Source organism: Streptosporangium sp. NPDC049046 (assembly GCF_040649155.1).
Lineage (GTDB): Bacteria > Actinomycetota > Actinomycetes > Streptosporangiales > Streptosporangiaceae > Streptosporangium.
This window is the reverse complement of sequence record NZ_JBEZEZ010000038.1, coordinates 1-25,886: the sequence shown is the minus strand read 5'-3', so window position 1 is coordinate 25,886 and position 25,886 is coordinate 1. Positions and strand designations below refer to the sequence as shown.

27 protein-coding genes are annotated in these 25,886 nt (G+C 69.0%); 11 read left to right on the top strand and 16 right to left on the bottom strand.

What is annotated here, in order from left to right:
* The first annotated feature begins 280 nt into the window (after positions 1-280).
* Positions 281-1,570, top strand: coding sequence for a HAMP domain-containing sensor histidine kinase (locus AB0B96_RS35795; protein WP_362906043.1), 1,290 nt, complete (start codon positions 281-283; stop codon positions 1,568-1,570).
* 28 nt (positions 1,571-1,598) lie between these two features.
* On the opposite strand, the gene AB0B96_RS35790 is transcribed toward AB0B96_RS35795, so the two are convergent.
* The 4 genes from AB0B96_RS35790 to AB0B96_RS35775 all read right to left on the bottom strand — a co-directional run bounded on the left by AB0B96_RS35790 (position 1,599) and on the right by AB0B96_RS35775 (position 3,588).
* Positions 1,599-2,276, bottom strand: coding sequence for a response regulator transcription factor (locus AB0B96_RS35790; RefSeq protein ID WP_362906041.1), 678 nt, complete (start codon positions 2,274-2,276; stop codon positions 1,599-1,601).
* Positions 2,277-2,326: 50 nt separating this feature from the next.
* Complete coding sequence (locus AB0B96_RS35785; RefSeq protein ID WP_362906039.1) at positions 2,327-2,482, bottom strand: hypothetical protein; 156 nt, start codon at positions 2,480-2,482, stop codon at positions 2,327-2,329.
* A 69-nt stretch (positions 2,483-2,551) separates the two neighbouring features.
* Positions 2,552-3,187, bottom strand: a complete 636-nt coding sequence (locus AB0B96_RS35780) for a hypothetical protein (protein ID WP_362906037.1) — start codon at positions 3,185-3,187, stop codon at positions 2,552-2,554.
* Positions 3,184-3,588, bottom strand: a complete 405-nt coding sequence (locus tag AB0B96_RS35775) for a hypothetical protein (RefSeq protein WP_362906035.1) — start codon at positions 3,586-3,588, stop codon at positions 3,184-3,186. The genes AB0B96_RS35780 and AB0B96_RS35775 overlap by 4 nt, the downstream gene beginning before the upstream one ends.
* A gap of 313 nt (positions 3,589-3,901) precedes the next feature.
* Between AB0B96_RS35775 and AB0B96_RS35770 the strand changes: the two genes are divergently transcribed.
* The 5 genes from AB0B96_RS35770 to tgmC all read left to right on the top strand — a co-directional run bounded on the left by AB0B96_RS35770 (position 3,902) and on the right by tgmC (position 7,506).
* Positions 3,902-4,732, top strand: a complete 831-nt coding sequence (locus AB0B96_RS35770; protein WP_362906033.1) for a helix-turn-helix transcriptional regulator — start codon at positions 3,902-3,904, stop codon at positions 4,730-4,732.
* Entirely contained in the window at positions 4,711-4,923 is a 213-nt protein-coding gene (locus tag AB0B96_RS35765; RefSeq protein WP_362906031.1) for a DUF397 domain-containing protein, read from the top strand. The genes AB0B96_RS35770 and AB0B96_RS35765 overlap by 22 nt, the downstream gene beginning before the upstream one ends.
* A gap of 83 nt (positions 4,924-5,006) precedes the next feature.
* Positions 5,007-5,393 carry a putative ATP-grasp-modified RiPP gene (tgmA, locus tag AB0B96_RS35760; protein WP_362906029.1) on the top strand — a complete coding sequence of 129 codons (387 nt, stop codon included), beginning with the start codon at positions 5,007-5,009 and terminating at the stop codon, positions 5,391-5,393.
* A gap of 24 nt (positions 5,394-5,417) precedes the next feature.
* Positions 5,418-6,380, top strand: coding sequence for an MvdC/MvdD family ATP grasp protein (locus AB0B96_RS35755; protein ID WP_362906027.1), 963 nt, complete (start codon positions 5,418-5,420; stop codon positions 6,378-6,380).
* Entirely contained in the window at positions 6,373-7,506 is a 1,134-nt protein-coding gene (gene tgmC / locus AB0B96_RS35750; RefSeq protein ID WP_362906025.1) for an ATP-grasp peptide maturase system methyltransferase, read from the top strand. Before AB0B96_RS35755 ends, tgmC begins: the two co-directional genes overlap by 8 nt.
* Before the next feature lie 109 nt (positions 7,507-7,615).
* On the opposite strand, the gene AB0B96_RS35745 is transcribed toward tgmC, so the two are convergent.
* Genes AB0B96_RS35745 through AB0B96_RS35735 form a run of 3 tightly spaced genes read right to left on the bottom strand, consistent with a single transcriptional unit; the run spans position 7,616 to position 9,223 of the window.
* Complete coding sequence (locus AB0B96_RS35745) at positions 7,616-8,014, bottom strand: hypothetical protein (protein ID WP_362906024.1); 399 nt, start codon at positions 8,012-8,014, stop codon at positions 7,616-7,618.
* A 52-nt stretch (positions 8,015-8,066) separates the two neighbouring features.
* Entirely contained in the window at positions 8,067-8,930 is an 864-nt protein-coding gene (locus AB0B96_RS35740) for a methyltransferase domain-containing protein (protein ID WP_362906022.1), read from the bottom strand.
* On the bottom strand, positions 8,927-9,223 hold the full coding sequence (locus AB0B96_RS35735; RefSeq protein ID WP_350946835.1) for a hypothetical protein: 297 nt from the start codon (positions 9,221-9,223) through the stop codon (positions 8,927-8,929). The genes AB0B96_RS35740 and AB0B96_RS35735 overlap by 4 nt, the downstream gene beginning before the upstream one ends.
* 58 nt (positions 9,224-9,281) lie before the next feature.
* On the opposite strand from AB0B96_RS35735, the gene AB0B96_RS35730 reads away from it, so the two are divergent.
* The 5 genes from AB0B96_RS35730 (at position 9,282) to AB0B96_RS35710 (ending at position 14,730) form a co-directional block, all read left to right on the top strand.
* Positions 9,282-9,917 (top strand): TetR/AcrR family transcriptional regulator, encoded by a 636-nt coding sequence (locus AB0B96_RS35730; protein ID WP_362906020.1) that lies wholly within the window; start codon positions 9,282-9,284, stop codon positions 9,915-9,917.
* 325 nt (positions 9,918-10,242) lie between these two features.
* On the top strand, positions 10,243-11,436 hold the full coding sequence (locus tag AB0B96_RS35725) for a PQQ-dependent sugar dehydrogenase (RefSeq protein ID WP_362906018.1): 1,194 nt from the start codon (positions 10,243-10,245) through the stop codon (positions 11,434-11,436).
* 303 nt (positions 11,437-11,739) lie between these two features.
* On the top strand, positions 11,740-12,150 hold the full coding sequence (locus AB0B96_RS35720) for a hypothetical protein (protein ID WP_350946838.1): 411 nt from the start codon (positions 11,740-11,742) through the stop codon (positions 12,148-12,150).
* A 22-nt stretch (positions 12,151-12,172) separates the two neighbouring features.
* On the top strand, positions 12,173-13,900 hold the full coding sequence (locus AB0B96_RS35715) for a DUF4012 domain-containing protein (protein WP_362906016.1): 1,728 nt from the start codon (positions 12,173-12,175) through the stop codon (positions 13,898-13,900).
* A gap of 137 nt (positions 13,901-14,037) precedes the next feature.
* Positions 14,038-14,730 (top strand): hypothetical protein, encoded by a 693-nt coding sequence (locus AB0B96_RS35710; protein ID WP_362906014.1) that lies wholly within the window; start codon positions 14,038-14,040, stop codon positions 14,728-14,730.
* Here the strand turns inward: AB0B96_RS35710 and AB0B96_RS35705 are convergent.
* The 9 genes from AB0B96_RS35705 to AB0B96_RS35665 all read right to left on the bottom strand — a co-directional run.
* Positions 14,708-16,060 (bottom strand): polysaccharide biosynthesis tyrosine autokinase, encoded by a 1,353-nt coding sequence (locus tag AB0B96_RS35705; RefSeq protein WP_362906012.1) that lies wholly within the window; start codon positions 16,058-16,060, stop codon positions 14,708-14,710. The genes AB0B96_RS35710 and AB0B96_RS35705 overlap by 23 nt on opposite strands.
* A gap of 4 nt (positions 16,061-16,064) precedes the next feature.
* Positions 16,065-17,102 carry an MraY family glycosyltransferase gene (locus AB0B96_RS35700; protein ID WP_362906010.1) on the bottom strand — a complete coding sequence of 346 codons (1,038 nt, stop codon included), beginning with the start codon at positions 17,100-17,102 and terminating at the stop codon, positions 16,065-16,067.
* A complete protein-coding gene (locus tag AB0B96_RS35695; RefSeq protein WP_362906008.1) occupies positions 17,099-18,088 on the bottom strand; it encodes an NAD-dependent epimerase/dehydratase family protein in 990 nt (329 codons plus the stop codon). The genes AB0B96_RS35700 and AB0B96_RS35695 overlap by 4 nt, the downstream gene beginning before the upstream one ends.
* Before the next feature lie 60 nt (positions 18,089-18,148).
* A complete protein-coding gene (locus tag AB0B96_RS35690) occupies positions 18,149-19,114 on the bottom strand; it encodes an NAD-dependent epimerase/dehydratase family protein (protein WP_362906005.1) in 966 nt (321 codons plus the stop codon).
* Positions 19,111-20,292: a glycosyltransferase gene (locus AB0B96_RS35685; protein ID WP_362906003.1), complete on the bottom strand. Its 1,182-nt coding sequence runs from the start codon at positions 20,290-20,292 to the stop codon at positions 19,111-19,113. Before AB0B96_RS35685 ends, AB0B96_RS35690 begins: the two co-directional genes overlap by 4 nt.
* A gap of 249 nt (positions 20,293-20,541) precedes the next feature.
* A complete protein-coding gene (locus AB0B96_RS35680) occupies positions 20,542-21,873 on the bottom strand; it encodes a hypothetical protein (RefSeq protein ID WP_362906001.1) in 1,332 nt (443 codons plus the stop codon).
* A 3-nt stretch (positions 21,874-21,876) separates the two neighbouring features.
* Entirely contained in the window at positions 21,877-22,965 is a 1,089-nt protein-coding gene (locus tag AB0B96_RS35675) for a glycosyltransferase (protein WP_362905999.1), read from the bottom strand.
* A complete protein-coding gene (locus AB0B96_RS35670; RefSeq protein ID WP_362905997.1) occupies positions 22,962-24,077 on the bottom strand; it encodes a glycosyltransferase family 4 protein in 1,116 nt (371 codons plus the stop codon). Before AB0B96_RS35670 ends, AB0B96_RS35675 begins: the two co-directional genes overlap by 4 nt.
* Position 24,078: 1 nt before the next feature.
* Positions 24,079-25,886 (bottom strand): hypothetical protein (locus tag AB0B96_RS35665; RefSeq protein ID WP_362905995.1); only part of this gene is annotated, 1,808 nt, incomplete at its 5' end.

The window sequence follows — 25,886 nt, the reverse complement described above, 5'->3', positions numbered from 1 at the left end:
GCGGAAACGCGGGATAGCGGCAGGTTCGGCCAACCGTAACGTGAGGTTAATACTGGCCCGAAACCCGGATACGCACGCTGTCACGCGCGCAAAGGTAAGCGCCGCGCCAACCGAGTACTGAGCGGGCGTCGCTGACGAGCAGCCTGCCGTCGCCCGGCCATGACCAGGGCGATGACGCTTCGCCGTACTTTCATGTCTCCCACGCTAGGAACAGACCGGCAAGCGCCCGCTCAGCGACGGGTTAGCGGGACATTTACCTTCCTTCTGTCACCCTGGAAGGGTGACAGCGCTGGGCGTGCCGCTGCGGCGGCGGGTGCTGGCGGTGATCGTCAGCGTGACCGCCGTGGCCGTCGCGCTCTTCCTGGCGCCCCTGGCGATCGCGGTGAACATCCTCTACCACGCCCAGACAGTGGCCGCCCTGCAACGCGACGCGGCCTGGGTCGCCGCCGCCGTCCCCGACGAACCGCGGGCGCCGTTGAAGCTGCCGACGGGCCTGCCGGGCGACTTGGCCATCGGCGGCTACACTCTGGCCGGCGCCCGCCTGTTCGGCAACGGCCCTGCCTACTCCCGCCTGGCCACCTCCAGCAAGGACGGCCGTGTCCACGACACGGTGGAGGGCGGCTTCCTGGCCGTGTCCACTCCCGTCCCCTCCGACGAGGGCCCCGCGCTGATCATCCGGGTGGCGACGCCGAACTCGCAGGTCGAGCAGCGCATCCACCAGGCGTGGCTGCTCATGGGCGGGCTGGCGCCGATCGTGGTCGCACTGGCCGCAGGTGCGGCCGTACGCCAGTCGGCCCGGCTCGCCGCCCCCCTGGAGCGGCTGACCGCCGCAGCGCAGGCACTCGGCGGCGGCGACTTCAGCGTCCGCGCCGCACCCTCCGGGCTACGCGAGGCCGACCAGGCCGCACAAGCGCTGGAGTCGACGGCGCGCCGCCTCGGTGACGTGCTCGCCCGCGAGCGGGCCTTCAGCGCCGACGTCTCCCACCAGTTGCGCACCGGACTGACCGGTCTGTTGCTCGGCCTGGAATCGGCGCTGTCCCGGCCCGGCGCAGATCCGGCCCCGGCGGTTCAGGCGGCACTGACCAGAGGGGAGCGGCTGCAGGAAATCCTCGACGATCTCGTACGGCTCAGCCGCGACAGCCGCGCGCCCGCCGAGCGCCTCGACGTGGACGCGCTTACGGAGGAGATCCGGCAAGAATGGCACGGTCCGCTGGCCCGCCAAGGCCGCCGCCTGACCATCACCGTGGAACCCGCACTGCCGCCGGTGGCCGCCCAGCCTGCCGCCGTCCGGCAGATCCTGCGTGTCCTGCTCGACAACGCCCTGCGCCACGGCCAGGGAGAGGTCGCCGTCACCGTCTCCGATGTGGGCCCTGGCATGGCCGTCGAGGTAAGCGATCATGGGCCCGGCGTGGCCCCCGAGAGCGACCCGTTCGTCAGGTCCAGCGGACACAGCCACGGCATCGGCCTGGCCCTGGCTCGGTCACTGGCCGAAGCGGAAGGCGGCAGGCTGGTACTCAGCCGCGCCAGGCCCCCGCTGTTCAGTCTGCTGCTCCCCGGACACGACACCTAGCAGCGGGACATGGGCGGCCGGGGGCGGGTCATGGCTCGTAGCGGTAGCCGCGCCCCCGCACCGTAACGATCCGCTCCATCGGTTCGCCGTGCTCGGCCAGCTTGCGGCGCAGCGCGAACACGTGCACATCCAGCGTCTTGGTGGGGCCGAACCAGTTCTTGTCCCACACCTCGTCCATCAGCTGCTCGCGCGTCACCACCTCGCCCGCCCGGCTGACCAGCGCCGCCAGTAGGTCGAATTCCTTGGGCCGCAACACCACCTCGGCCTGCCCGACATAGGCGCGCCGCGCGGGCAGATCGAGGCGCAACCGCCCAGCGGTCAGTATGCGCTCTCCCGGTACCGGGCCGCGCCGCCGCAGGTGTGCGCGGATCCTGGCCATCAGCTCCGTCAGCCGGAACGGCTTGGTCAGATAGTCATCAGCCCCTGCGTCCAGCGCCACCACGACCTCGAACTCCTGCGTACGGGCCGTCAACACGACGATCACCGTGTCCGGCGCCCTCATGCGCAACCGCCTGCACAGAGCCACCCCATCCACATCAGGCAGCCCCAGATCCAGCAGCACAAGATCTGGCTGATGCCGCTCGGCCGCCTGCACCGCCTCGGCCCCATCCGCAGCCGACTCCGCCTCATAGCCCTGGGCGGCCAGCGCCTCGACCAGCTCGGACCGGATGACCAGATCGTCCTCCACGATCAGCACACATGCCATGCGGCCGATGTTACGAGTTGCGCTGCCAAGGCGAGGAAAACCGTCAGTGGTCAGCCCGGTCGCCCCACACTGGCGGGGACGCCGGCCCGCAACGGACCACGCAACGGCGCCACCATGCTGATCAGGAACACGGCGCCGCCGACGGTGGCCGCGATGCCGGACCAGCGGGCGAAGGTGATCGAGAACTGAGCCGTGGTCAGCTTCATGACGTCATCATGCGTCCCGGCCCGCAGTCCGGGAAGGCCACCGGAACCAGGCAGCGTGGTTGAAACGAGCTAGGGACGGCGCGGCCAGGGGGCAGGCTGGAGGTCGCTCACCTGAACGATGAGCTGGGTGGCCAGCACTCGGGGGAGCAGGTGAGACTCGTCCAGGCCGACGGCGATCTGATGGTGAGTCTCCACCACCCGGCCGCTGTCGTCCTCGCCGTACAGGTTGGCCAGGACTCCGATCGGGGAGTAGTCGCCGACGGTGCAGACGACCGGCGCTTCTCTGCGCAGGTACGGGCAGGAGGCGAGTGCCTCGCCGACGTGTGCTTCGCACGTGGGCGGGTGAACCGTGGGCCAGGGCGAGCGGAAGTCGCCGGCCAACGCGGAGGGCAGGATCCAGCGGACGCGCCCGGTGTCGGGGTCGGTGGCCGTCCTGCCGCACACACGGCACAGCCGTTTCAGCATGCACCGTCGTTGCCGCAGCGTGTGAACCATGTTCCACAGGATCTTCCCCTCCCGTACGGTGCCGCAGCGAGCCCACAGCGCCCCGAACATCCACTCCTGCGGGAGCGCGTCCCGATAGGTCAGCCGGGGCACTCCGTCACCCCACTCGAAGGCGAGCGGCAGATCCAGGCTCTCCTCGGCGTACGGCGTGAGGTAGGGCTTCTCGCGGAGAGCGGTCCCCGCTGCCGCGAGGCCGGTCACTTCGCCTCCTTTGAAAGCGCCGCGAGGATCAGGTCCATGACCGCGTGAGGTTGATCGGCGTTCACCAACTGGGGCATGAGCTCCACCGGGGGCAGAGAGACCAGATAGCAGCCGGAACGCGAACCCACGGTCACCTTCGCCACCTCCCGGCCGTCGAGGTCGTGCGCGACCAGGTGGGGGGTGCGTCGCGTCTGCCGGCCGAGCGGCCACCGGTCGCCGGTCTCGCCCAGCTTCAGGGTGACCGCGTGAACGACGTAGGAACGAACACCCTTCTCCCTCAGTAGTCGCTGTACGACGGCGAGCACCTTGTCATGGCGCTCCGCTGTCGCATCGGTCGTGGGTGCGCCTCGCGCTTCGGTTTCCCCTGCGATGAATACCGCTTTTTCCCGCTTGATTGTCACTTTCCCTGTCCTTCCCGGCCTCCATGCTGAGCTGGCGAATAGCGGTCTTTCACCTATGTTTTGATGGCAAAAAATGAAAGTCGCCATGCTTATAGCAATGTGTCCGATAAGCGGCGTACACGTCCTACGTCAGGGTTGGATGCCCTGTCGGATGAGACCTGTTGTGCTTACCGACTCCCTGCTTCCGCTTCATAGATTGCCGCCCGAGATGTATTTTGTGGGCAGTGTTGGAAGGGCAATCGTCCGGCGAGTTGTCGGTTCATTGTTTGACGGACACGTGGGATGTTGTCGAATGCGACACCGGGAGGTAGGAATGCCCGCGGCACGTGATCTGGACCCAACGGCGGGAAGAAACCAGGCGTTCGGCGCTGAAGTACGGCGATTGCGTTTGGAAGCAGGTTTAACTCAGGAGGAGTTGGGGCGTCGGATCGGATACTCATCGAGTCAGATCGGTTCGGTTGAAATCGGGAAACGCCCTCCCACAACGCAATTCCTGGCGAGATCCGAAGAGGTATTCGGGCCAGGGCTGGGGAAGCTGTGGGCCTCGCTCTCACAGCACAAGGAGCAGGCTCCTATTTGGTTCGTTCCTTGGCTCGAAGTGGAGGAGCAGGCGCTGTCGATCACGACGTCCCAGCCGCTGGTTGTGCCAGGTCTCCTCCAAACTGCGGCTTACGCGCATGCGTTACTCGTGTGCGAGCGTCGCTACAGCCACGATCAGATCGAAACCCTCGTTGCGGCGCGGCTGTCTCGACAGGAGATCCTCACCCGCACCAACCCGCCTCGCTACCTCGTACTGCTCGATGAGGGTGTTCTGAGTCGCCCCATCGGAGGGCCGGAGATCATGGGTGAGCAACTGAGGCGACTCCTGGAAGTCTCGCAACTTCCCCACGTCACCATTCAGATCACACCGCTGGGAGCCGGCCCGGCTTTGAGTGGCGGTATCGTCATCGCCCAAGTACCCAATGGCCACCGCCACACGGTCTACCTGGAAACGGCTGCGGAGCCCGTCGTCACGAGCAATCCTGAGGTGGTCGCTGCGGTTACCATGAAGATGGACATCATTAGGGCGGAGTCTCTCCCTAACAGCGCGTCGGTCGAGATCATCGGGAAGATGGTGGAGAAGTGGACCTCACGGCTGAACTAGAGACGGCGGTCTGGCGCAAGGCTACGCGATCTACCGGTAATGGCGGCGACTGCATCGAGATCGCTCCGCTCTCTCGGGGGCATGTAGCCATTCGTGACACCGAGGCTCCTGACCAGGCTCCTTATGTGGTGCGGAGTGAGGTCTGGGCAGCGTTCATCGATGGCGCAAAGAAGGGCGAGTTCGACTTCTAGCCCTCTTCGTGCCGAAAGGGTCCCAGCTTCATAGCCGGGGGTCTTCTTGTTGGATCACACAGCTTGTTTGTCATACGACAAACATGGCAGACATCTGGCCTGTCCTGCTGCCCGCACATAACGTCGGTGGAGATCCGTTTCCCAATGGAGTCCGTTCACCGGCGCCTCGGGCGCCGCTTGCCGAAGGAGCGCCTGACATGTCGAACTCTCAGACCATGCGGCCTTGGGGTTTGTCACGGATGACCGAACGTCTTCCCGAGGCCCCGGCGTCGTACGAGACCTTCAAGTTCGACCCCGACACCCAGCTCACGAACTTCTACGACGCGAGCGGCGCGATCGTGGACATGGGCAAGGACTCCACCAACCGGAACTTCGTCACCGTCACCGTGTCGAGGGGTGGTGGCGGAGATGGCTCAGGTGGTGCCTCTCAGACGGCAGACGACTCCCAAAACGACAGTGCGTCGGATTGACCGGTGCATGACTCGCCACGGGTAGTGCTGGTGATCACGTCGGCGGAGGACGTCACCGCCGACCTGGTGATTTCAGTTTTGAGCGAGCGCCGAGTGCATGTCGCTCGCGTCGACCCCGCTGACATCGGCCCCGAACTGATGTTCTATTCCTGTATCGGCGATCACAGTCCGACCTGGGGCGGCCGATTGCGGACGCCCAGTCGTGACATCGTGCTGGAAAACGTTTGGGCGGTGTACTACCGGCGCCCCAGCCCTTGGCGTTTCGAGGGCTTGGAGAAGCAGGCCCGGGAGTTCGCAGTGGCAGAAGCCAGACACGGGCTGAGTGGGTTGTTGTACAACCTGCCGAACTGCCGCTACGTCAACCACCCCACCGATATCGGAAGGGCTGACTTCAAGATCGCGCAACTCCAGGTGGCAGCCCGATTCGGTTTGAAGATACCTCGGAGCCTGGTGACCAACGATGTGACCCAAGCGCGTAAGTTCGTCTCTGAGCCCGCCATCTACAAGTCGTTTCGAGGCGCCCCGACCGCTCCGGAGGGCAACGTCGCCGCGATATGGACGCAGCGGATCACTCCGCGAGACCTTGACGACTCCTTGTCGGTGACCGCTCAACTGTTCCAGGAGGAAGTGCATAAAATTGCGGACGCCAGGGTCACCGTGATCGGGCGGGCCGTGTTCGCGAGCAGCATCATCACACCTGACGGCGCGCTTGATTGGCGCAGTGGCGACTGGGATGAACTGCTTTACGAACCCATCGCCGTACCTGAGCCGATCAGAGACAGTTTGTATGAATACCTCGATCATTTCGGGCTGGTCTTCGGCTGCTTCGACTTCGCCATAGGAGCGGGCAACGGAAGTGGGCAGAGCCCGGACAGCTGGACGTTCATCGAGTGCAACCCCAATGGACAGTGGGGGTGGCTGCCCGACTCCAACGCGATGGCGGAAGCCTTCGCCGATGTGCTGCTGGAAGGATGGGACCATGAGTGAGGTGGCCGCGAAGCTTCGCCTCGTCATGGCGGACCAGATAGGTTCCCCTGGCTGGCGTCGAGCGCTGGAAGTCGTACCGCGTGAGCTGTTTCTGGGTGATGCCGTCTACCTCGCAGAAGAGGGTCGTGCCGATCGGTGGAATCCCGTGCGCCGGGCCGAAATGGAGGAAGAGGGCTGGCTCGCCCTGGCCTACACCGACGCGACATGGGTCACCCAGGTCGAAGGGGTTCTCGCCGAGAACGCGACCGACGTCATCGTCGGGCAGCCAAGCTCGTCCTCCACTTTTCCGAGTCTGGTCGTGCTCATGTTGGAGGCCGCCCAGATCAGCGAGGGTGACACGGTTTTGGAAATCGGCACGGGTACCGGTTACTCGACGTCGTTGATGTGCGAACGGCTCGGGCAGGAGGCCGTCACCTCGGTCGAGTACGACCCGGAGGTTGCCGTTCGGGCCAGAAAAGCGATCACCGAGGCCGGATACACGCCGACCCTCGCAGTGCAGGACGGGCTGTTCGGATACGGCTCGGACGATGAGTACGACCGACTGATCGCCACCTGCTCGGTGCGTACCATCCCGGCAGCCTGGATGCGGCAGGTCCGCAGCGGAGGGACCATCACCGCGCCCATGTGGGGTTGGATGGGCGGGGTCGCCTTCGCGCACCTGACCCTGGCCGATGACGGCAGCGCGAGCGGTCGTTTCCTCAAAGACGATCTGTACTTCATGACCGCCCGCTCCCACCTGCCGCCGCCACGGCCCCCGGTGACAACCGGTTTCGGAGAGGCCCGCAGGTGCAGAATCGACCCCTCGATTCTCAGAAGCGACGATACGGCCGTGTGGATCGCCCAGCTCGCCACCCCGCAAGCGCAGCTGTCTTGGAGCGAGGAGTCCACACTTCTGCTGGATGTCGGTACCGGCTCGCGGGCCGACACCGCACCGGATCCCGCGGGAGGATGGACGGTGTACCAGCACGGGCCGATCAAGCTGTGGGACAAGGCCGAAGAGGCCGTTCTCATCTGGCAGGAGGCTGGATCTCCGCATCAGTCCGGGTTCGGGCTCACCGTCACGAGGGAGCGCCAGCGCGTCTGGCTCGGTGACCCCGCCGGGCCGAGCTGGGACCTTCCGGCGTAGGCGGTCGCGAGAGGTGAAGCCCTGAGGTTTTCGCCGTCTTGAGCCATCGTGGATGTGGAGGCGACACGGTCTTGCACCCGAGATGCGAGACCGCATCGCCGATCGTGGCTCAGGGGATGCACTTCATGCCGGTGATGCCGTTGGAGATTTCCGCGTCCGACCGGGATTTCACCGAGATCGCGTTGATGTCCCCGGTGTACGCGACCTCGCCCGCGCGCTCGCACAGCTGCCGTGCGGCGGCGGTGTCGTCGTCGCCGAGCGTGGTCTCCACCACGACCAGGGTGCACTGGCCCACGACGGTGACCGAGGTGACGTCAGGGCTGTTCAGGTGGTTCTTGACCGTGTCCGCGGCCTGGTCGCAGGTGGCGCCGGAGGGTTCGGGCGCCTGTGTCGCCGCGCCGGTCGGCGGAGCCGGATCGTCCGCATCGCCACCGCCGCAGCCGGACAGGAGCAGCGCGCAGCCCAGCATCGTCGCCGTCAGAAGCGACTTCGTTCTTCCTGTCAACACATTGACGCCGTTCTGAAAGGTTGATGGTCGTCGAGGTTCGGTCGGTCTGGCTTCACGGTGCCCGCAGTGCCGTGACGAGCCAGATGCAGGCCGGGATCCGGTATCCGCCGGGTTGTTCGCGGAACCGCTCAAGCAGTCTGGCCGTCGCCGCGCGCGCGGCCGCCTGTTTTTCGGCGGAGGTGGCCCGGTAGGCGGCGCCGGCGGGGCCGATCTCGATGAGCCACTCGGCCACCGGTTCGGGTTCGTCGGGTGTGGACATCACCACATCGTGTGGCGTGAGATCGATCTCCGTGAAACCGGCGGCGGCGAGAATCCGGGTGGCGCGGGCCGGTTCGGCGAAGGAGAACGGGCCCGGCTCGTTGCCTATCGGCAGCGGCGGTAGCGAGCCCACGTGCGGTGCGGTGCCGAGTACCGCGAGCGTCAGCCACGGGTTGGCGCCGCCGTCGCGGAATACGGTCGCGGCCAACCGGCCGCCGGGGCGCAGTGCCCGCCGGATCGTGGTGCAGCCGGCCACCGGGTCTGCCAGCAGCATCAACGTCATACGGGAGAAAACCGCGTCGAACGGTGCTCCCGGGATGTGCGCGACGGTCTCGATGTCGGCGGTCACGAAGTTCAGGCCCGGATGCCGATCTGCGGGAAAGCGCGCGGAGGCGGCGCTCACCATCGACTCCGCGAGGTCCACGCCGACGGCCGTGCCCGCCGGGCCGACGGCGAGCGCCATCTCGGCGGTGGTGCCGCCGCACCCGCACCCGATGTCAAGGACACTCTCCCCGGGGCGGGGCGCGAGCCGGTCCATCGCCACGGCGCCGAGCGGTTTGCCGTACTCGTCCTGACGTCGCGCATGGCGGACCCATCCCGGCGCGGCCTGTCTCCAGAACGCGACGTTGCGGGCGCGTAGCGTGCCGACATCGCTCATCGGAACGGCATTTCGGTGCCGTCGACCGTCATGGACCTGAATCCGGCGCTCTTGCCGGCGTCGAACCCTTCCGCCTGAGCGGCCAGCCCCGCCGCCCGCATCAGCCGCTCTGACTGAAAGCGCCGGAACGCCGCCTCGTCCTGCCAGACGTTGATGATCCGCCAGCCGCCCTCGACCGGCCCCGCCACGTGGGCGAGCAGGCCCGGCGGGCGGTCCGGGCCGAGATGCTGCTCGACCAGGCGGTATTCCGACTCGCTGACACCGGGCATCTCCTGGAGCACGCCGAACGGCATATGATCACATCCTTTGAATAAAGTTCAACTCTATCCAATAGAGCACTACAGTGAGGCGATGGTTGTCAAGAGGCGGTACGAGTCGAAGCGGCGGCAGGAGCAGGCACGCCAGACCAGGCGCGCGATCCTGGACGCGGCCGGTCGGCTGTTCGTTCGATCGGGCTACGCAGCCACCACGCTGGCCGCCGTCGCCGCCGAGGCGGGCGTCGCGGTTCAGACCGTCTACGCCGTGTTCGGCAGCAAACGGCAACTGCTGTCGCAGCTCGTCGACGTGTCCATCGCCGGCGACGACGAGCCCGTGGACATGCCCAGCCGGTCCTTCGTCGTCGAGATCCAGGCGTTGACCGACCCGCGTGCCAAGCTGGCCCGCTATGCCCGGCACCTTTCCGAGGTCCACGCCCGGCACGCCGCCATAATGATCATCCTGGCCGGTGCGGCCACCGCCGACTCCGACGCCGCCGAAATCTGGCGCAAGAACGTCGAGGAACGCCGCCGTGGCATGAGCATGTTCGCCGCCGAGCTGGTCGAGACCGGTGCCGTGCGCGCCGGCCACGACACCGACAGCGTCGCCGACGTGCTCTGGCTCGCCATGGACTTCCGCAACTACGACTGGCTGGTCCGCGAACGCGGCTGGCCGGTGCAACGCTTCGAACGCTGGTACGTCGACACGGTCGCCGGCGCGGTGTTCGACTGAGTCCTGTCGTCCGGCCTCGCAGCCGGCTGTCCGCCGGATGCCATCTCACTGAGCGAGCGCGCGGGGTGAAGCCTCCGGCCGGGGCTTTCGCCGTCTTGAGCCATCGTGCTCGTGGACGGCATCCAGAGCACCGTGATCTCGCAGACCAGGCTCGCCACCCAGCGGACAGGCCGGGGAAGGCGGCCCGGAAGAATGGATGGATCTGGATGGGGGAGGGCCAGGTGTGCGGGAATCGCGAGGTATGGCCGGAACCTTTGCTGCGGCCGGTGCGTAGACCCGTACAGACGATCATTCGAGCAGGCGAAGAACACAGGAGGCTGAAACCGTGCCGATCTCCCGCCGGACAGGACTGGGCCTGGCCCTGCTGAGTGCGGCGCTGGTCGCCTGCTCCTCCACCGGGACCACCGGGGCCGCCGACTCCGCGTCCGTTCCACCCGCCTCCTCGCCCACCGCCACGGCCTCCCAGACGCAGTCCACGGGGCAGGCGGCACCGAAGGTCCGCTTCACCGAGTTCGCGCAGCTCGACATGCCGGTGGCGATGGCCCTGCGCAAGGACGACCAGACGCTCTACATCGCCGAGCAGACGGGGCGGCTGCGCGCGGTGAAGGACGGGAAGGTCGCCGAGGCGCCCGTCGTCGACCTCTCCGGGGAGATCAGCAAGGGCAACGAGCAGGGACTGCTCGGGGTGGCCTTCCACCCGGAGGGGGACTTCCTCTATCTCAACTGGACCGACCGCGAAGGGACCACCCACGTCACCGAATGGGCCTTCGCCGACGGCAAGGCGACCGGCCGCAGGGACGTGCTGACCCAGCGGCAGCCGTACGCCAACCACAACGGCGGGCAGCTCGCCTTCGGACCCGACGGATACCTCTACATCGCCCTCGGCGACGGCGGCAGCGGGGGAGACCCGCAGGGCAACGGCCAGAAACTGGACACCTGGCTCGGCAAGATCCTCAGGATCGACCCGCGCGGCACCCCGTACACGGTTCCCGACGACAACCCGTTCGTCGGCAGGCAGGGTGCCAAGCCGGAGATCTGGTCGTACGGCCTGCGCAACCCCTGGCGGTTCACCTTCGACGCGGAGACCGGCGACATGTGGATCGGGGACGTCGGCCAGAACGCCTGGGAGGAGGTCGACTTCGAGCCGAAGGGCGAGGGAGGCCGCAACTACGGCTGGAACCTCAAGGAGGGCACCCACCCCTTCGACGGAGGTGGCGGCGGCGACACCGCCGGCCTGGTGGACCCGATCATCGAGTATCCGCTGCGCGAGGACGGCAACTGCTCGGTCATCGCCGGATACGTCTACCGGGGTGAGAAGATCCCCGGCCTGGAGGGACGATTCGTCTACGGCGACTTCTGCGCGGGCTGGGTCAAGGCCGCGCCCCCCGGAGGGGAGGGGAGCGGCGACGACCTCGGCAGGGTGGAGCAGCTGTCGTCCTTCGGCCAGGGCCACGACGGGGAGCTGTACGCGCTCAGCCTGTCGGGACCCGTCTACCGCCTGGAGCCGGGCGCCGGTTAGAACCCGCCCCCCGGACGTTCACCTCGGGAGGGGCGGGTGAGCGATCCCGGCACGACCGCCGCACCCCCGGCCGCCCGCCGCGGCGGGCGGAGCCGGAGGTCGTTTCGGCCCGTCACGGGGGGGAGAAAAATAGGTGATTGTTCGGCAAGTGTGGCGAGGCGGCGCCCTCGTTTCCGGCGATGGTGCATATAACGGATTCCGTGGACATGTTGCCCGAATTACGGGTGCTGTTTCCATAGCCTGAAATGCTGCCGCCGGGAGTTTTAAATGGTAAAAAATTATCTAATATCTATTGTTTTGGCGGTGAGCGCCGGGGCCGCCTTGCCCCTCGGGGCCTCCGCGACGGCCTTCGCCGCGACCGTTCAGCCGACGCCGGCGGCCGAGGAGGTGCTGTACCCGCCGGGTCCCAACGAGAGCGTCAACAGCATCAAGCAGGAGAGCGACAACGCCAACAACATCAATCTGAGAGACAGGGAGAACAACCACCAGAGGGACAGGGAGGGCAACGGCGGCTTCTCGGACGACTGTGAGGGGAACGACTGCTCCGACGGCTGCGGAGCAGAGGGCTGCCGGTCGTCGGACCCGGTGGCGGAACTGCCGTTCACGGGAACGCCCGTGGCGACGGTGGTCCTGCTCGGTGGTGGGCTGCTGGCCGCCGGAGTCGTGGTCACGCTGATCTCGGTACGGCGCCGCCGATCCGCCAGTGTCGAATAGGAGACGACGCCGAGTAGTCGTAGTGGGCCTGCCGGTCTCCGCAGCACTGGTGCTGGCGGGGGGCTGGTCGGCCCATCTCGGTATGCGCGTCCGCGACCACCTGGAGGCCACCGGGACCGCACTGGTCCGGCTGCGCGCGGTGGTGGGTGCGGGTGACCCGCACCCGGCGGTCACCGCGCTGGCCGAGGCCCGGTGGCACGCGGCCGAGGCCCGGCGGCTCACCGGAGGCCCGGAGTGGTGGACGATCGCCCACGCTCCGATCGTGGGGAACGCCGCGACGACCGTGCGCGGGCTCGCCGACGCCGCCGCGGAGCTGACCGACGTTCTCGCCGGCGTGCGGGAGGTCGCCGCCCCCCTCCTGATGAGCGGGTCGCGCTCCCCGGATGACCCGCGCCACCGGCTGGCCGCGCTCGACGCCGCGGCACCGGTCCTGGACGACGGCGTCTCCCGCCTCGGGCGGGCGCTCTCACGCCTGGCGGCCACCCCCGGCGATACCGGCCTGGACCGGCTGGACGAGGCGCGCGGCACGGCACTGGCCGAGATCGGCCGGCTGCGCGGCCTGCTCGGTGACGCCGCGGACGTCGCCACCCTGCTGCCCCCGATGCTCGGTCGCGACGGCCCCCGCCACTACTTCCTGGCCTTCCAGACCAACGCCGAGGCCCGAGGCACCGGAGGGCTGGTCGGAGCCTTCGGCATCCTGAAGGCCGACCGCGGCAGGCTCACCGTCGAGCACCTCTCCGCCAACAAGGGACTGGCCACGAGTCCCGTCCCCGTCGCCGAGCACGGCCCGGACTTCCTCGGGCGTTATGGAACGGGTGCGACCAGGATGCTCTCCGTCTCGAACCTCTCCCCGCACTTTCCGTACGCCGCGGCCACCTGGACGGGGTTGTGGGAGCGACAGGGCCGAAGGCGGCTGGACGGCGCCGTCGCCACCGACCCGGTGGGCCTCGCCCACCTGCTGAGGTTGATCGGGCCGGTGCCCCTCCCCGAAGGAGGGAGGGTCACCGCGGGGAACGTCGTCGACCTCACCGAGCGGAAGGCCTACGCCCGCTACCCCGACCCCGCGGCGCGCAAGCGGTTCCTCATCGAGATCGCCGGTGCCGTCGGCGAGGCGCTGCCCGCTTCGCTCGCCGCCCCCGCCAGGCTGCTGCCCGTGCTGTCCGACATGGTGGGCGAGCGGCGGATCCAGGTGTGGAGCCGCCACGAGGCGGAGCAGCGGCGCCTGTCGGGCACACCGGTCAGCGGCGTGCTGCCGTCGCGGCCTGGACCGTTCGCGGGCCTGGTGGTCAACAACTCCGCCGGTGGCAAGCTCGACTACTACCTGGAGCGCGCCCTCGACTACGAGCTTGGCCCCTGCCGGGGCGGGCTGCGTTCCTCGACGGTGCGGATCGGGCTCACCAACGATGTCCCGCGGCGGACACTGCCCTCCTACGTCACCGGACGGCTCGACGATCCGGGGCACCGCCACGTCCCCGGTTCCAACCTGCTCTGGGTGTCGCTGTACGGCGGACTCGGCGCGAGGATGACCGCGGCCCGCCTCGACGGCGACCGGGTGGCGGTCATCAGGGAGACCGAACGCTCCCACCCCGTCTACTCGGTCCTTCTGGAGTTCGCACCCGGACAGTCCAGGACGCTGGAGTTCGATTTCACCGAACTCGCCTCCGGCGAGCCGCCGCGGGTTCCGGTGCAGCCGCTCGTTCGTCCCCAGCGGACTCGCGTCACCCAGGACCCGCGGGGTTGCCCACCCTGAGGCCGAACTTCCGGTGGGGGCAGGGGTCGCCACCAGATGCGCTTCCGTGCCGCATCGCCCTGTTCGTATCGGCAGAAAAGAGCAAAGAACCGCGCGTCACGGGCGGCGGCGCACGGGGGGCGATCTACTCTCGCGCCATGAAGGCTTCACCGCGGACCGGTGGGACCGCACAGGACGCCGCGATCCCGGGCGAGAGCGTCCCACCCGGGCACGAGGGCTGCGGGCAGCGCTGCTGGCGGGATGTCCGGGAGGTACGGGAGGGTGTCCGCTTTCGTATCCTCTTCGTGTGCACCGGCAATGTCTGCCGCTCCCCGCTGGCCGAGCGGCTGACCCGCTCGGCCCTCGGGCCGTGCCCGGCGGTCCAGGTGATCAGCGCGGGCACCCGCGCCGAGCCGGGACGGGAGATGACCGAACGCGCCCGGCGGGTTCTGGTACGGCTCGGCGGCGATCCCGCCGGCTTCGGCTCCCGTCCGCTCGTTCCCGACCTGGTGGCCGCCGCCGATCTCGTACTCACGGCCACCCTCGGGCACCGCGCGGAATCGGTGGCCATGCACCTCTCGGCGGTCACGCGGGCCTTCACCATCGCCGAGTTCGGCGCGCTGGTGCGGGCCGTGCCGCCGGAGGAGATCACTCGTCACCGGGATCCCGTGCGGCGGGCCCGCGCGCTGGTCGACCAGGCGCGGGCGCTGCGCGGGCTGGTCCGGATCGACCGGTTCGACATCGCCGACCCGTACGGGCGCTCCCGGCTGGCCTACCGGACGGCGGGACGGGACATCGCGAGGTCGCTCGCCGTCCCGCTCCGGCTGCTCACACACTCACCGGATTCTTGACCTCGGACTCGTAACCGTAGTACGTGCCGCTACCGACAGGGACGAAGTTCAGGACGCCTCCCACCACGCGGGCGTTGATCGACGCCAGCAGTTCCGAGGCGCGGGCCATGTGCTCCCGGCGGGTCTTGCCGTACCGGGCGACGAGCAGCGCGCCGTCGCAGAGCGCGGTGATCGTCGCGGCGTCGGTGACGGGCAGCAGCGGCGGCGCGTCGATGATCACCATGTCGTACGTCCCGGTGAGCTGGGCGAGCACCTGACGCATTCCGTTCGAGCCGAGCAGCTCACTCGGGTTCGGCGGAATCTGACCGCTCGGCAGGACGGACAGGCCGGCATCGCCCCAGACCTGGATGACCTCGTTCAGGCGCGCCTTGTCGATCAGCACGTCCGTCAGGCCCGTCGCCCCCTCGATACCGAGGTAGGAGGGAATGCTGGGGCGGCGCAGGTCGCCGTCGACCAGGATGACCCGCCAGCCCGCCTGGGCCAGCGTGATCGCGAGGTTGGCGGAGGTCGAGGACTTCCCCTCGCCGGGCAGGCAGCTGGTGACCACGAGTGACTTCGGCTGCCGGTCGACACCGATGAACTGCAGGTTGGTCCGGAGTGCGCGGAACGCCTCGGATCGGGACGACCGGCCACGGTCGCGCAGGATCAGGGGGTGGTGCCGCGCGTCCCGCTCGTAGCCGATGACCCCGAGCACCGAGCTGCCCGACGCCTCCCGTAGCGCCTCGGGGGACGTGAGGGTCGTGTCCAGGCGGTCACGGAGGATGATCACGGCCATGGTGGCGAGCAGCGCGATCAGTACGGCGACCGCCAGGTTGACCAGTGGCCTGGGGCTGACCGGTTCCCGGGGGACATCCGCCTTGTCCACTATCGTGATCTTGATGGTGGGGCGGCTGCCCGGAGTGGGTCGCTCGATCTGGTCGATCAGCTTCGAGAAGCGGTCCCCCAGGGCGTTGGCCAGCAGGGAGGCTCGCGCGGGGTCGGTGTCGGTGACCGTGGCACGCAGGAGTACGGTGCCGGGGACGGCCTCGGCGCTGATGTTCCCCTGGACGCGCGCGATGTCCTCGCCCTCGACGATCTGGCCGACCACCCGGCGGCTGGACAGCAGGTTGGCGTAGGACTGCACCCGCTGGGCCGACAGCATGCCCGCCTGGTAGGCGGTGGAGAGGCTGCCCTCCTTGTCGTGGCCCGACACCAGCATGGAGATCGTCGAGACGTATTTCGGCGGCATGTTCGCCGTGACGGCGAGCGCCGCCCCCACCGCCAGGATCAGTGAGAGGAGGATGATCAGCCAGTTCCTGCGCACCAGCCGTGCGTAGTAGAGCAGATCCACGGGATCAACGCCGCCTTTCGTGGGTTTTCTGAGGGATCCGAGGGGGGTGGGCCGGCGGATGGGCGTTCGTGTCCCGTAGCAGGCCGGCGAGAGTGACGGCGATCGCGCCCGCCACGACCATCGCGACGAGCGGTGACAGCTGGCCCGAGACCGTCGTCAGGCAGAGGGCGCCGGTGAACGCCGTGATCGCGCCCAGCGTCGTGGCGACCGCACGGGTTCCCAGGCCCATACGGCGCAGCCGGTGCGACACGTGGTCGGTACCACCCCGCAACGGCGGGCGGTTCGCCAGCAGGCGGGAGAGGAGGACCATGCAGGTGTCGACGGTCGCCATGAACGTCGGCAGGAACAGTCCGGCGATCACCCCGTCCGGGGACCGTCCCATGACCAGGACGGTCGCCGAGCAGGCCACCGTGAATCCGAGGAACAGCGACCCGGAGTCCCCCATGAACATTCTCGCGGGCGCCCAGTTGTGCGGCAGGAAGCCCAGGCACGCGCAGGCGAGCGCGCACAGGAGCACCGCGAGCGAGGTGTGGCCCTGGAGCAGGGCCGTGGCCGCGAGGAGGCCGGCGGTCACGGTGGTGACGGTTCCCAGCGCGCCGTCCATGTTGTCCAGCAGGTTGAAGGAGTTCGTCATCACGATGATCCACACCACGGTGAGGACGCTGTCCAGCCACGTCCCGGTGACGGTCGCCTGGACGCCGGAGAACACCACCCCGATCGCCACCGCGGTCTCCACGATCAACCTGGTGACCGCGGGCAGGGGGGTGATGTCGTCGATCAGGCCGAGGAGGGACACCGTGGCGGCGGCGAGGAGGATCGCGATGATCTGCAGATCGGCGAGGCCGAGCGCGATCACGGTGGGCACGACCGTGCCCACCGTGATCGCGACACCGCCGAGGTACGGGGTCGGGCGGCTGTGGGCCTTGTGCCCGCCGGGGCGGTCGGTGAGATCCCACCGCAGCGCCAGACGCCCCAGCGGCACGGCGGCCGTCGCGCTGAGCAGGAAGGCCGCTCCCGCGACGAGGGCGATCGTCCCGCTCACCGCGGGAACGCCGCCGGATCGCCGGAGGCCTCGCTGATGATCTCGGTGAGGATCTGGTCGAGAGAGCGCCGCGGAGTCCAGCCGGTGAGCGCGCGGAGCTTCGCGGTGTCCGGAACCCTACGGGTCATGTCCTCGAACCCCTGCTCGTAGGCCTGGGAGTAGGGGATGAGATCGACCCCGGAGGTGGATCCGGTGAACTCGATGATGAGTTTCGCCAGTTCCATGATGCTCACCTCGTCGCTGGAGCCGATGTTGAAGGTCTCACCGACGGCCCTGTCCTCGTCGAGCAAGCGCAGCAGCGCGTCGACGATGTCCGAGACGTGTGCGAAGCAGCGGGTCTGGGTCCCGTCGCCGAAGACCGTCAGGGGCGTGGCCGACAGGGCCTGCCGGACGAGGCTCGGGATCACCATGCCGTAGGTCGGGCTCTGCCGCGGTCCCACGGTGTTGAACAGCCGGACGACGATCGTCGGCAGGCCGCGCTCCTTGTGATAGGCGTTGGCGAGGATCTCGTCGACGGCCTTGGCGGTGCTGTAGGCCCATCGGACCACCGCGGGGCTGCCGAGGATGCGGTCGGCGTCCTCGCGCAGCGCGCCGGAGGAGTTCTTGCCGTAGATTTCGCTCGTGCTGGTGACCAGGATCTTCTTCCGGTATCGGTGCGCGGCCTCGATGACGATCTCCGAACCCCGGATGTTGGTCGTCAGCGACCGCAGCGGTTGCTCGACGATCAGCTTGACGCCGACCGCGGCCGCCAGGTGGACGACGACGTCGCACCGATGGACCAACTCGTCGACCATGAGTTCGTCCAGCACCGAACCGTGCACGAAACGCAGGCCCGGATGGGGGCGCAGGTTCTCCAGCCGTCCCGTCGAGAGATTGTCCAAGGCGATGACGGAGTCACCGCGCGCGAGCAGCGCGTCGGCCAGATGCGATCCGATGAATCCGCTTCCGCCTGTTATTAGATATTTAGTGCTTGATGTCGTGCTCACGGGGTTCTCCTCGTCACGTTCTTGGAGGGAGATCTCTGTTGGCGGGAAGGATGCGGTGGATCACGCGTAGCCGGCGACCTGCGCCCCGATGGCCGGGGCCTGAGTCCTCTCGAACCAGGCCACCGTCGTGCGGAGCCCGTCCTCAAGCGGGACGGGACACACACCGGGGAACAGTTCGCGCAGCAGACGGGGAGAGGCCTGGGATTGCCGGATGTCGCCCGGCCGGGGTGGCAGGCAGGTCTCCTCGACGGGGCGGCCGAGGATCTCGGCGAGGACGCCCATCAGGTGCCGGAGGGAGACGAGGGTCCCGAACGCCAGGTTCACCGGCTTCGTGCTGGTCATCCGGCGCGCGGCCGCGTCGGCGAGGACCTGGGTCACCGAGCCCACGTAGGTGAAGTCCCGAGACTGGAGGCCGTCGCCGTGCAGCGGGACCGGCTCGCCCCGCAGCGCGGCGGAGACGAACGCCGGGATCACGGCCGCGTACGCGTGCCCGGCGCTCTGCAGCGGGCCGTAGACGTTGAAGAAGCGGAACGGCAGGACCGGCAGGCCGTAACTGTGCGCGTAGGCCAGTGCGTACGCCTCCGCGGCGAGCTTGCCTGCCCCGTACGGGCTGAGCGGTCTGGTGGGCAGCTCCTCGTGCTTGTGGGATTCGGGACTGTCGCCGTACACCGAGGACGAGGAGGCGAGGATCACGTGCGGTCTGCTCGCGCGGCACGCCTCCAGCACGTGCAGGGTGCCGGTCGCGTTGACGGCGTGCGAGGCCAGCGGGTCGGCCAGGGAGCGGGGCACCGACGGCCGGGCGGCGAGGTGGATCACGTGCGTGGCACCGGCCACCAGGTCCGTCAGCAGGTCTCGGTCCAGAATGCTGCCCGTCACCACCGTCGCCTCGACGCCGTCGAGGTTGGCGAGATCCCCGCTGCTCAGATCGTCCAGCACCGTGATGTGCCCGACCTCGGGCCTGGCGGCCAGCGCCCGGCACATGTGCGCGCCGATGAAACCGGCGCCGCCCGTCACCAGCACTCTCATCGTGCGTTCCCCTCCGCCACGAGCCGCCGGCCGCCCTTCCCGCACAGTGACCGGTAGAGGTGCTCGGTATCGGAGACAAGGCGATCCACGCCGAACGCGTATCGTGTCCACTCCTGGGCCGCCTCGCCCATCTGGCGGGCCAGGCCCGGGTCGCGGAGCAGATGGACGGTGTGCGCCGCCAGTTCGGCCGGGTCGGTCGAGGCCAGCAGACCGGTGTGGCCGTCCCTGACGACCTCGGCGACGCTTCCCACCCGGGTGGAGACGACCGGCGTGCCCGCCATGCCGGCCTCGATGAGGCTGAGCGGGGTCCCCTCGTTGTCGGAGGTGAGCACGACCACGTCGGCGGCGGCGTAGACGGTCTCCACGTCCTTCCTCCAGCCGAGCAGGTGAAAGGAGTCGCGGACGGGCTCGACGTCCCGGGTGACCTGCCGCTCCAGGTCGCCGCCCCCGCATACGACGAAGCGGCAGCCGGGGATCTGCCTGGACACGGCGTCGGCCACGGCGAGGAACCGGTCGGGCCGCTTCACCGCGGTGAGGCGGCCCACGTACGCCACGATGGGCGCGTCCGGAGGCAGTCCCAGTGCGGCGCGTGCCGTCCCGCGGTCGGGGATCGGTTTCAGCCCGACACCGGGAGGGATCACCACGTACTGCGAGGGGCGCCCGATCCCGGCCTGGAGCAGATCATCCCTGACCTGGGACCCCACCGTCACGAGCCGGTCCGACACGGAGGCCAGGAGCCGTTCCGACCGCACGTAGAGCTCGCGCCTGAGCGGGGAGAAGTAGCCGTGCAGGAGATGCCCGTGGAAGACGTGCACCCGGGCCGAGCCGACGCCGGCCAGACGGGAGGCCACCCTGCCCAGGGCGCCCGCCTTGGCCGTGCGGGTGTGGACGATGTGCGGACGGAACGCCCGCATGGCGCCGATCAGCCAGAAGAGCGCGCGGTAGTCGTCTCCGGGTCTGACCGACCGGCCGAGGCCGGGGACCCGGTGGACCTGTGTCTCCGTCCCGTGCAGCCGGAGGTGGTCGCACTCCTGGCCGTCGACGTAGCCGGTGTAGAGGCGGTGGTCGAATTCCTTCGCGTCCAACCCCTCCGACAGCCCCGACACCTGCGTGGCGGGGCCGCCGACGTTCATTCGGGCGATGATTTCCATGACACGAATCCGGCCGTCCGGCTTCATGCGGGCTCCTCGGTGACAGGCCTGGTTCACGTTGGAGAAACTAGTTCGCCCTTTGGGCTGTTCGCCGACACCATCACGGTGATGGCGCGATGTTTTTCCTATTCCCTACCTAGGCATGATCTAGCTGGGTCGTCCCAAGTGTTCGCAGTCCGCCCGATGATCCCTATCGGATCCGATGGCTTTGCGAGTGGCCGCGCGGGAAATATGGCGAATTAGCCTTTTATATATCTGTGTTTCGATGCCGGCAGATCACTCGCGCTCTGGACAACCGAGGTCGGTGATACGCCGCAACGACCCGATCCAGAAAGCCGTGCCGAGCGTGGCGACGGCGAGCGTTCCCCATGCGAAACAGAGCGACGCCTGGAACGGGCCCGAGGTGGTCCGGCTGCCGACGAGGAGCACGCCCAGGAGCATGGCCCCCTCCGCCAGGAGGTACGCGAGCCGCCGGCCGGGCCTGCCGAGGGCGAGGGGGAGCACGTTGGACCAGCAGACCGCTCCCTTCACGCAGGCGGCGCCCAGGAGCACCACGGCGACCACGCCGAGGTGGGCGTAGCCGGGGCCGTAGGCCATGCCGATGACGGCGTCGGTCACCGGGAGCGCGACGGCGATGGTCGCCGCTCCGGCCGCGGCGAGCAGCAGGGTGGTGCGCGTGATGTCCCGGATGATGGCTGCCCTTCCCGCTCCCGCCGTGGCACTCCGGATGATCCGGGGATAGAGCATCGCGGCCACCGGGATCGCCAGGTTGGCGTAGAAGCGGCCGGGGGCCGATGCGATCTTGAGGATGGTCACCAGGGTCGGCCCGCCCAGCAGGCCGGCCAGAGTGAGGATGCCCGAGTCGGAGATCCCGGCCACGCTGGTGCCCATGGATGTCTTCACGGTGAAGGCGACCATGCCCGAGGGCAGCCGGACCCGTGCGACGGCCGGTCCCATTCGTGCGAGGAGCCCTCGGGTCGCCAACAGGTAGAACACCACCGCCATCACCAGCGCACCCGCGGCCTGCCCCCCCAGGTAGAGAAGGGGCCCGCCAAGGAACAACCCGCCAAGGGACAGCCCGAACGACAGGACCGCGCATCGCGTCCTGAGCGTGCCCAGAGCGCGCAGCCGGTCTGTCAGCGCGAAGGCCGCGCCCGCCGTGCCGTACGACGCCATGGACCCGCGTGTGATGATCGCGAGAGCGAACATGAGCGCGAACTCGTCCGACAGTGAACCCAGCAGGCGCGCGGCCAGCACCGCCACGAGACCGACACAGGCCGCGGCCACGCCGATCGCCACATCCCAGTGCATCAGGCGCATGAACAGCGAGGAGCCCTGCCCGCTCCGCTGCTGTTCGATGGGCACGAATCGCTGGGCGGCGTTCTCCAGGCAGGGATCGCACAGGAGGAACCAGACGGTCGCCACAGACTGGGCGAAGATGACCTGACCCGATGTCTCAGCCCCCGTCAGGCGTACCAGGGCGATCAGGCTGAGAGTGGGAAGAACCGCCTCGCCAAGGCCGGCGGCGGTCAGCGATGTGAAGGTCCGCAGATGGCGCCCGCCGGGTGGGCGCATCCGCTGGACGGCACGTCCGAGAGTGGTGACCATGTCCTACGAGCAGACCTCGTCATAGAGCCGGTCGAACCAGGCGGCCGCCCGGCTGATGTCCACGAGCTCCGCGCTTTCCCGCGCTCCTTCGCGAAGGCGGGCGTGGATCTCCGGTCGCATCGCCCGCAGGATGCCCTCGGCGAGGGCGGCGGGGTCCTCCGGCCTGACGAGGAGGCCGTTCCTCCGGTCCTCGATCAGATGGGGCACCCCGCCCACGGCGGTGGACACGACGGGCACGCCCGCGGCGAGAGCCTCCATGACGACCACCGGCAACCCCTCGTAGGAGGAGCTGAGCACGAGCAGGTCGGAGGAGGCGATGAGCCGGTCGGCGTCGGGCACGTGACCGAGCAGGCGCACGTTGCCCAGGCCGAGATCCTCGACCCGGCGAGCCACCCGCGCGTGCAGGGGACCGGATCCGGCGAGCAGGAACACGGGACGGGGGTCTCGCTCCCCGACCCTCGCCGCGGCTTCGACGAGTAGCTCGTGGTTCTTCTGCGCGCGGAAGTTGGCGACGTGCACGACCAGGAAGGAGTCCGGGGAGACGTTCCACTCTCGCCTCGTCTGTTCCGATCGAGCCGCCCAACGGCGTTGTTCGGCGACGTGGACGCCGTGCACGCGAACGGACAGGCCCCGCGAGCGCCTGCCGGTGCGAGCGCGGGCGACCTCGGGGGAGACGGCCACGGTCCGGATGTCCAGCCATCCCGTCGCCCGGTCGAGCAACATCGTCGGCAGGCGGTAGCGCACGTTGTGCACCGTCGAGACCAGGGCCGGGCGAGGACTCAACAGCTGGGACACGGGCCGCAGGAGCGACGCGGGAAGGGGGGAGTGGATGTTGAGAACGTCGGGTTCGAGCCTTCGCACCACGCACGCGAGGCGGGCCAGGCGGAGCCAACGCGGGCACGAGGTGAGGTCGACGACCCGGATGCCCGCCGATCGCAGCCGCCCGCTCAGTTCGTGGGTGGAGGCCCGCAGGCATACGACGGTGTAGCGCTTGCCCGTCGGGGGCGCGGAGAGCAGCCTCTCGACGAGCAGGACCTCCGCGCCGCCCACGTCCAGCGTCTTGATCACTTCACAGACGTGCAGGCCGCTCATGACGCGCTCACCGGGGCGAGGGACCGGTCGGCGATGAGCGTCTCGTACCACTCCCCGATGCGGTCGCCCACCGTCCGCCAGTCGAGGTTCGACACGGCCCGCACACCGCGTTCGATCATCTCAAGGCACAGCGCCTCGTCGTCGAGGACCGACCGCAGGTGCGTCACCAGGTCGTGCACGGATCCCGACCGGAAGACGCGGTAGGCGGAGCCGTCCGCCACGGCCGTGCCGAGCGAGGCGTCGGACGAGACGATGACGGCGGTACCCAGCGCGAGGGCCTCCAGGAGGGCGAAGGGAATGCCCTCGCCGATGGAGGGAAGCCGCTGGGAGGCGTGCACGACCACCTGGGCACGGCTCACCAGCGAGTACACGTCGTCGGCGGGGATGTGCCCGGTGAACTCGATCCCCCGCCCTGTCCCGGCGAGCCGCTCAAGCCGGGCGCGTTCCGGGCCGTCACCCGCGATGACGAGGCGCGCGCCGGGATGGTCGGTCCGTAGCCGGTGGAAGGCCTCAATGGTCAGCGCGTGGTTCTTCACCTCCACCAGCGAGCCCACACTGACGATCAGTCCTGGTTCGACCGGATGTCTCTCCCGGAATCCGGCGAGGTGATCGAGGTTCAGGCCGCCGGGTATGACCCGCATCCGCCGCTCCGGCACGCCGGCCGCCAGCAGGTCCTCCCGCGGCCGTTCTCCGGCCACGATGAATCCGTCGGTGTGGCGGAAGGCCCAGGGCATGATCCGCCGGTGACGCACGGTGAGGGCACCGTGGACATGGATCAGGAGGGGGATCCCCGCCCGCCGTGCGGCGGAGCCGAGACCGAGCGCCTCGCGGTGGTCGCCGTGCGCGTGCACGATGTCGATCCGGTGCGCCCGGCGGAGCGTCCGCGCGCACTCCATGGCGAAGGCGATCACATCCGACCTCCTGGAGACGGCACGGCTGGCAGCTGTCCGTGCCAGCGGAAGCACCCTCGCGCCGCCGGGGACGTCGCCGCGCCGGTGGGCGACGACCACCTCGTGCCCGCGCAGCATCTGCTCGTGGCTGAGGCGCTCGATATAGCGCTCCTTTCCTCCCGGCTCGGGTGGAAGTCGGTATCCGATGTGCAGAATCCTCATGTCAACCTCCCTGATGGGCTCGGTGTCCTTCCGGCCCGGCTCGCCGGGCCGACGCGTCGTCACCCGGTGGGTCGTCGGCGGCGCCTGGGGAGACCTCGTGCTCCGGGATCCGGTAGACGGCGCAGTCGCCGGAGCGGAACCGGAGTTCGGCGAAGTCCCCGATCCTGGAGGTCCGGCCGGTGCGGCGTTCGTCGGCGAAGAGCCAGCGCACCCCGTAGCGCTCGCGCAGCCGCCCGATCGTGGCCGCCGAGGGGGCCTGGAAGGCGGCGTCGTTGAGGGCGAGCCGCTCGCCGTCCCAGAACGGCAGGCGTTCCGGAGGGGACCCCGGTCGCCAGCGACTCGTGTTCGCCGCGGTGTAGGTCCATCCCTCGACCAGCACCCGCCGCTCCGACAGGGCGGCCACCCAGGCCTGGCGGCTGTCGCACGGGTTTTCGTACCCCCAGCGGCAGTGCGCGTTCGTGGCGACCAGGTCGTCGGGGTCCGAGTGGGCGCGCAGCCACCGGCCGGCCTCCAGGGCACCCAGGGGTACGGGTGAGGCCACCGGCCTGACCGGGGGAGAGCCGTTTCCGATGAGGCGGTCCATGACGGAAAGGACACGCGCGTGCCCGTAGGCGGGCAGGCCGATGGCCGCGAGCATGATGGTCACGAGGGCACATCCGCGAAGGCCACCGCACCTGACGACCAGGACGGCGGACACCAGGACGACGGCCACCGCCAGCACGATGTACGGGCGGTAGAGGACGGTGTCCCCCTCACCGGGACCGAGAGGGATCCTGACGCCGCACAGGGCGGGAATCGCATAGGCGGCGACCGCTCCGGCGCCGGCCGAGCACATCGCCGCTCGGGGCGAGACCCGTGCGCGCCGCAGGAGGACGAGGATCCCGTAGACCGCGACGATCACCAGGTAGGGATAGGCGCCCCAGAGGAAGAAGAGCTGGCTCCGGCCCGGGTGCCCGAGCAGGAGCGCCGCGCCCATGCCCGCCGCGCCCATGCCGAGCAGGAGGACCACCGCCGGTCGCAGGAGCAGTCTCGGCCTGCACAACAGCCCGAGGATCCCGCACCACGCGACGGCCCAGCACAACAGGTAGAGCGACGCGACGGCGAGCACCGAGGCCGACGGAGGGCTCACCTGCTCGCCCAGGCCGGTCAACTCGCCCCACGCGGCTCGCGCGAACGAGAAGGGGTCGACGACCAGCCCTTGCCGCACCCGGCCGAACAGCGTCACCTGCGCGATGAGGAAGCACGCCGCGGTCATCCCGAGCGCGACGAGCGCGGGCCACGGCACCCGGCGCCGCCTGATCACCTCGACCGCGACCACCGCCAGCAGGCCCGCCGCGAGCAGGGGCAGGTAGACGGCCTTGGCTCCCATGACCGCCACCATGAACACGCCGAGCAGGAGCCATCTGCCGACGTCACGTCTGCGTCCTTCGTCACGCCTGCGTCCTTCGAGGAGGTCGACGAGCAGCAGGACGACCGGGGCGAACAGCAGAGCTCCGAACGCCTGGGTGGGGCTCGTCCATGAGGCGTCGGGAATGCCTCCCCAGGTGAACAGATCGCTGCTGCCCAGGTAGAGGCTCGCCGCTCCGACCGAGATCGAGCCCGTGATGGCGAGGAGTGTGGCGGGGTGGGAGCGGGTGAGGCGGTGGGCGATCATGGCCAGGAGGATCGTCAGGGTGAACATCATGGGGAGCATGCCCAGGCGGAAGAGCAGGAGGAGGGGTTCGATGCCGGTGAGGTGGCTCGCGGTGGCGAAGTGGGTGTAGACGAACCAGTGGTAGAGCAGGGGTTGGCCGTCGACCATGGGGACGG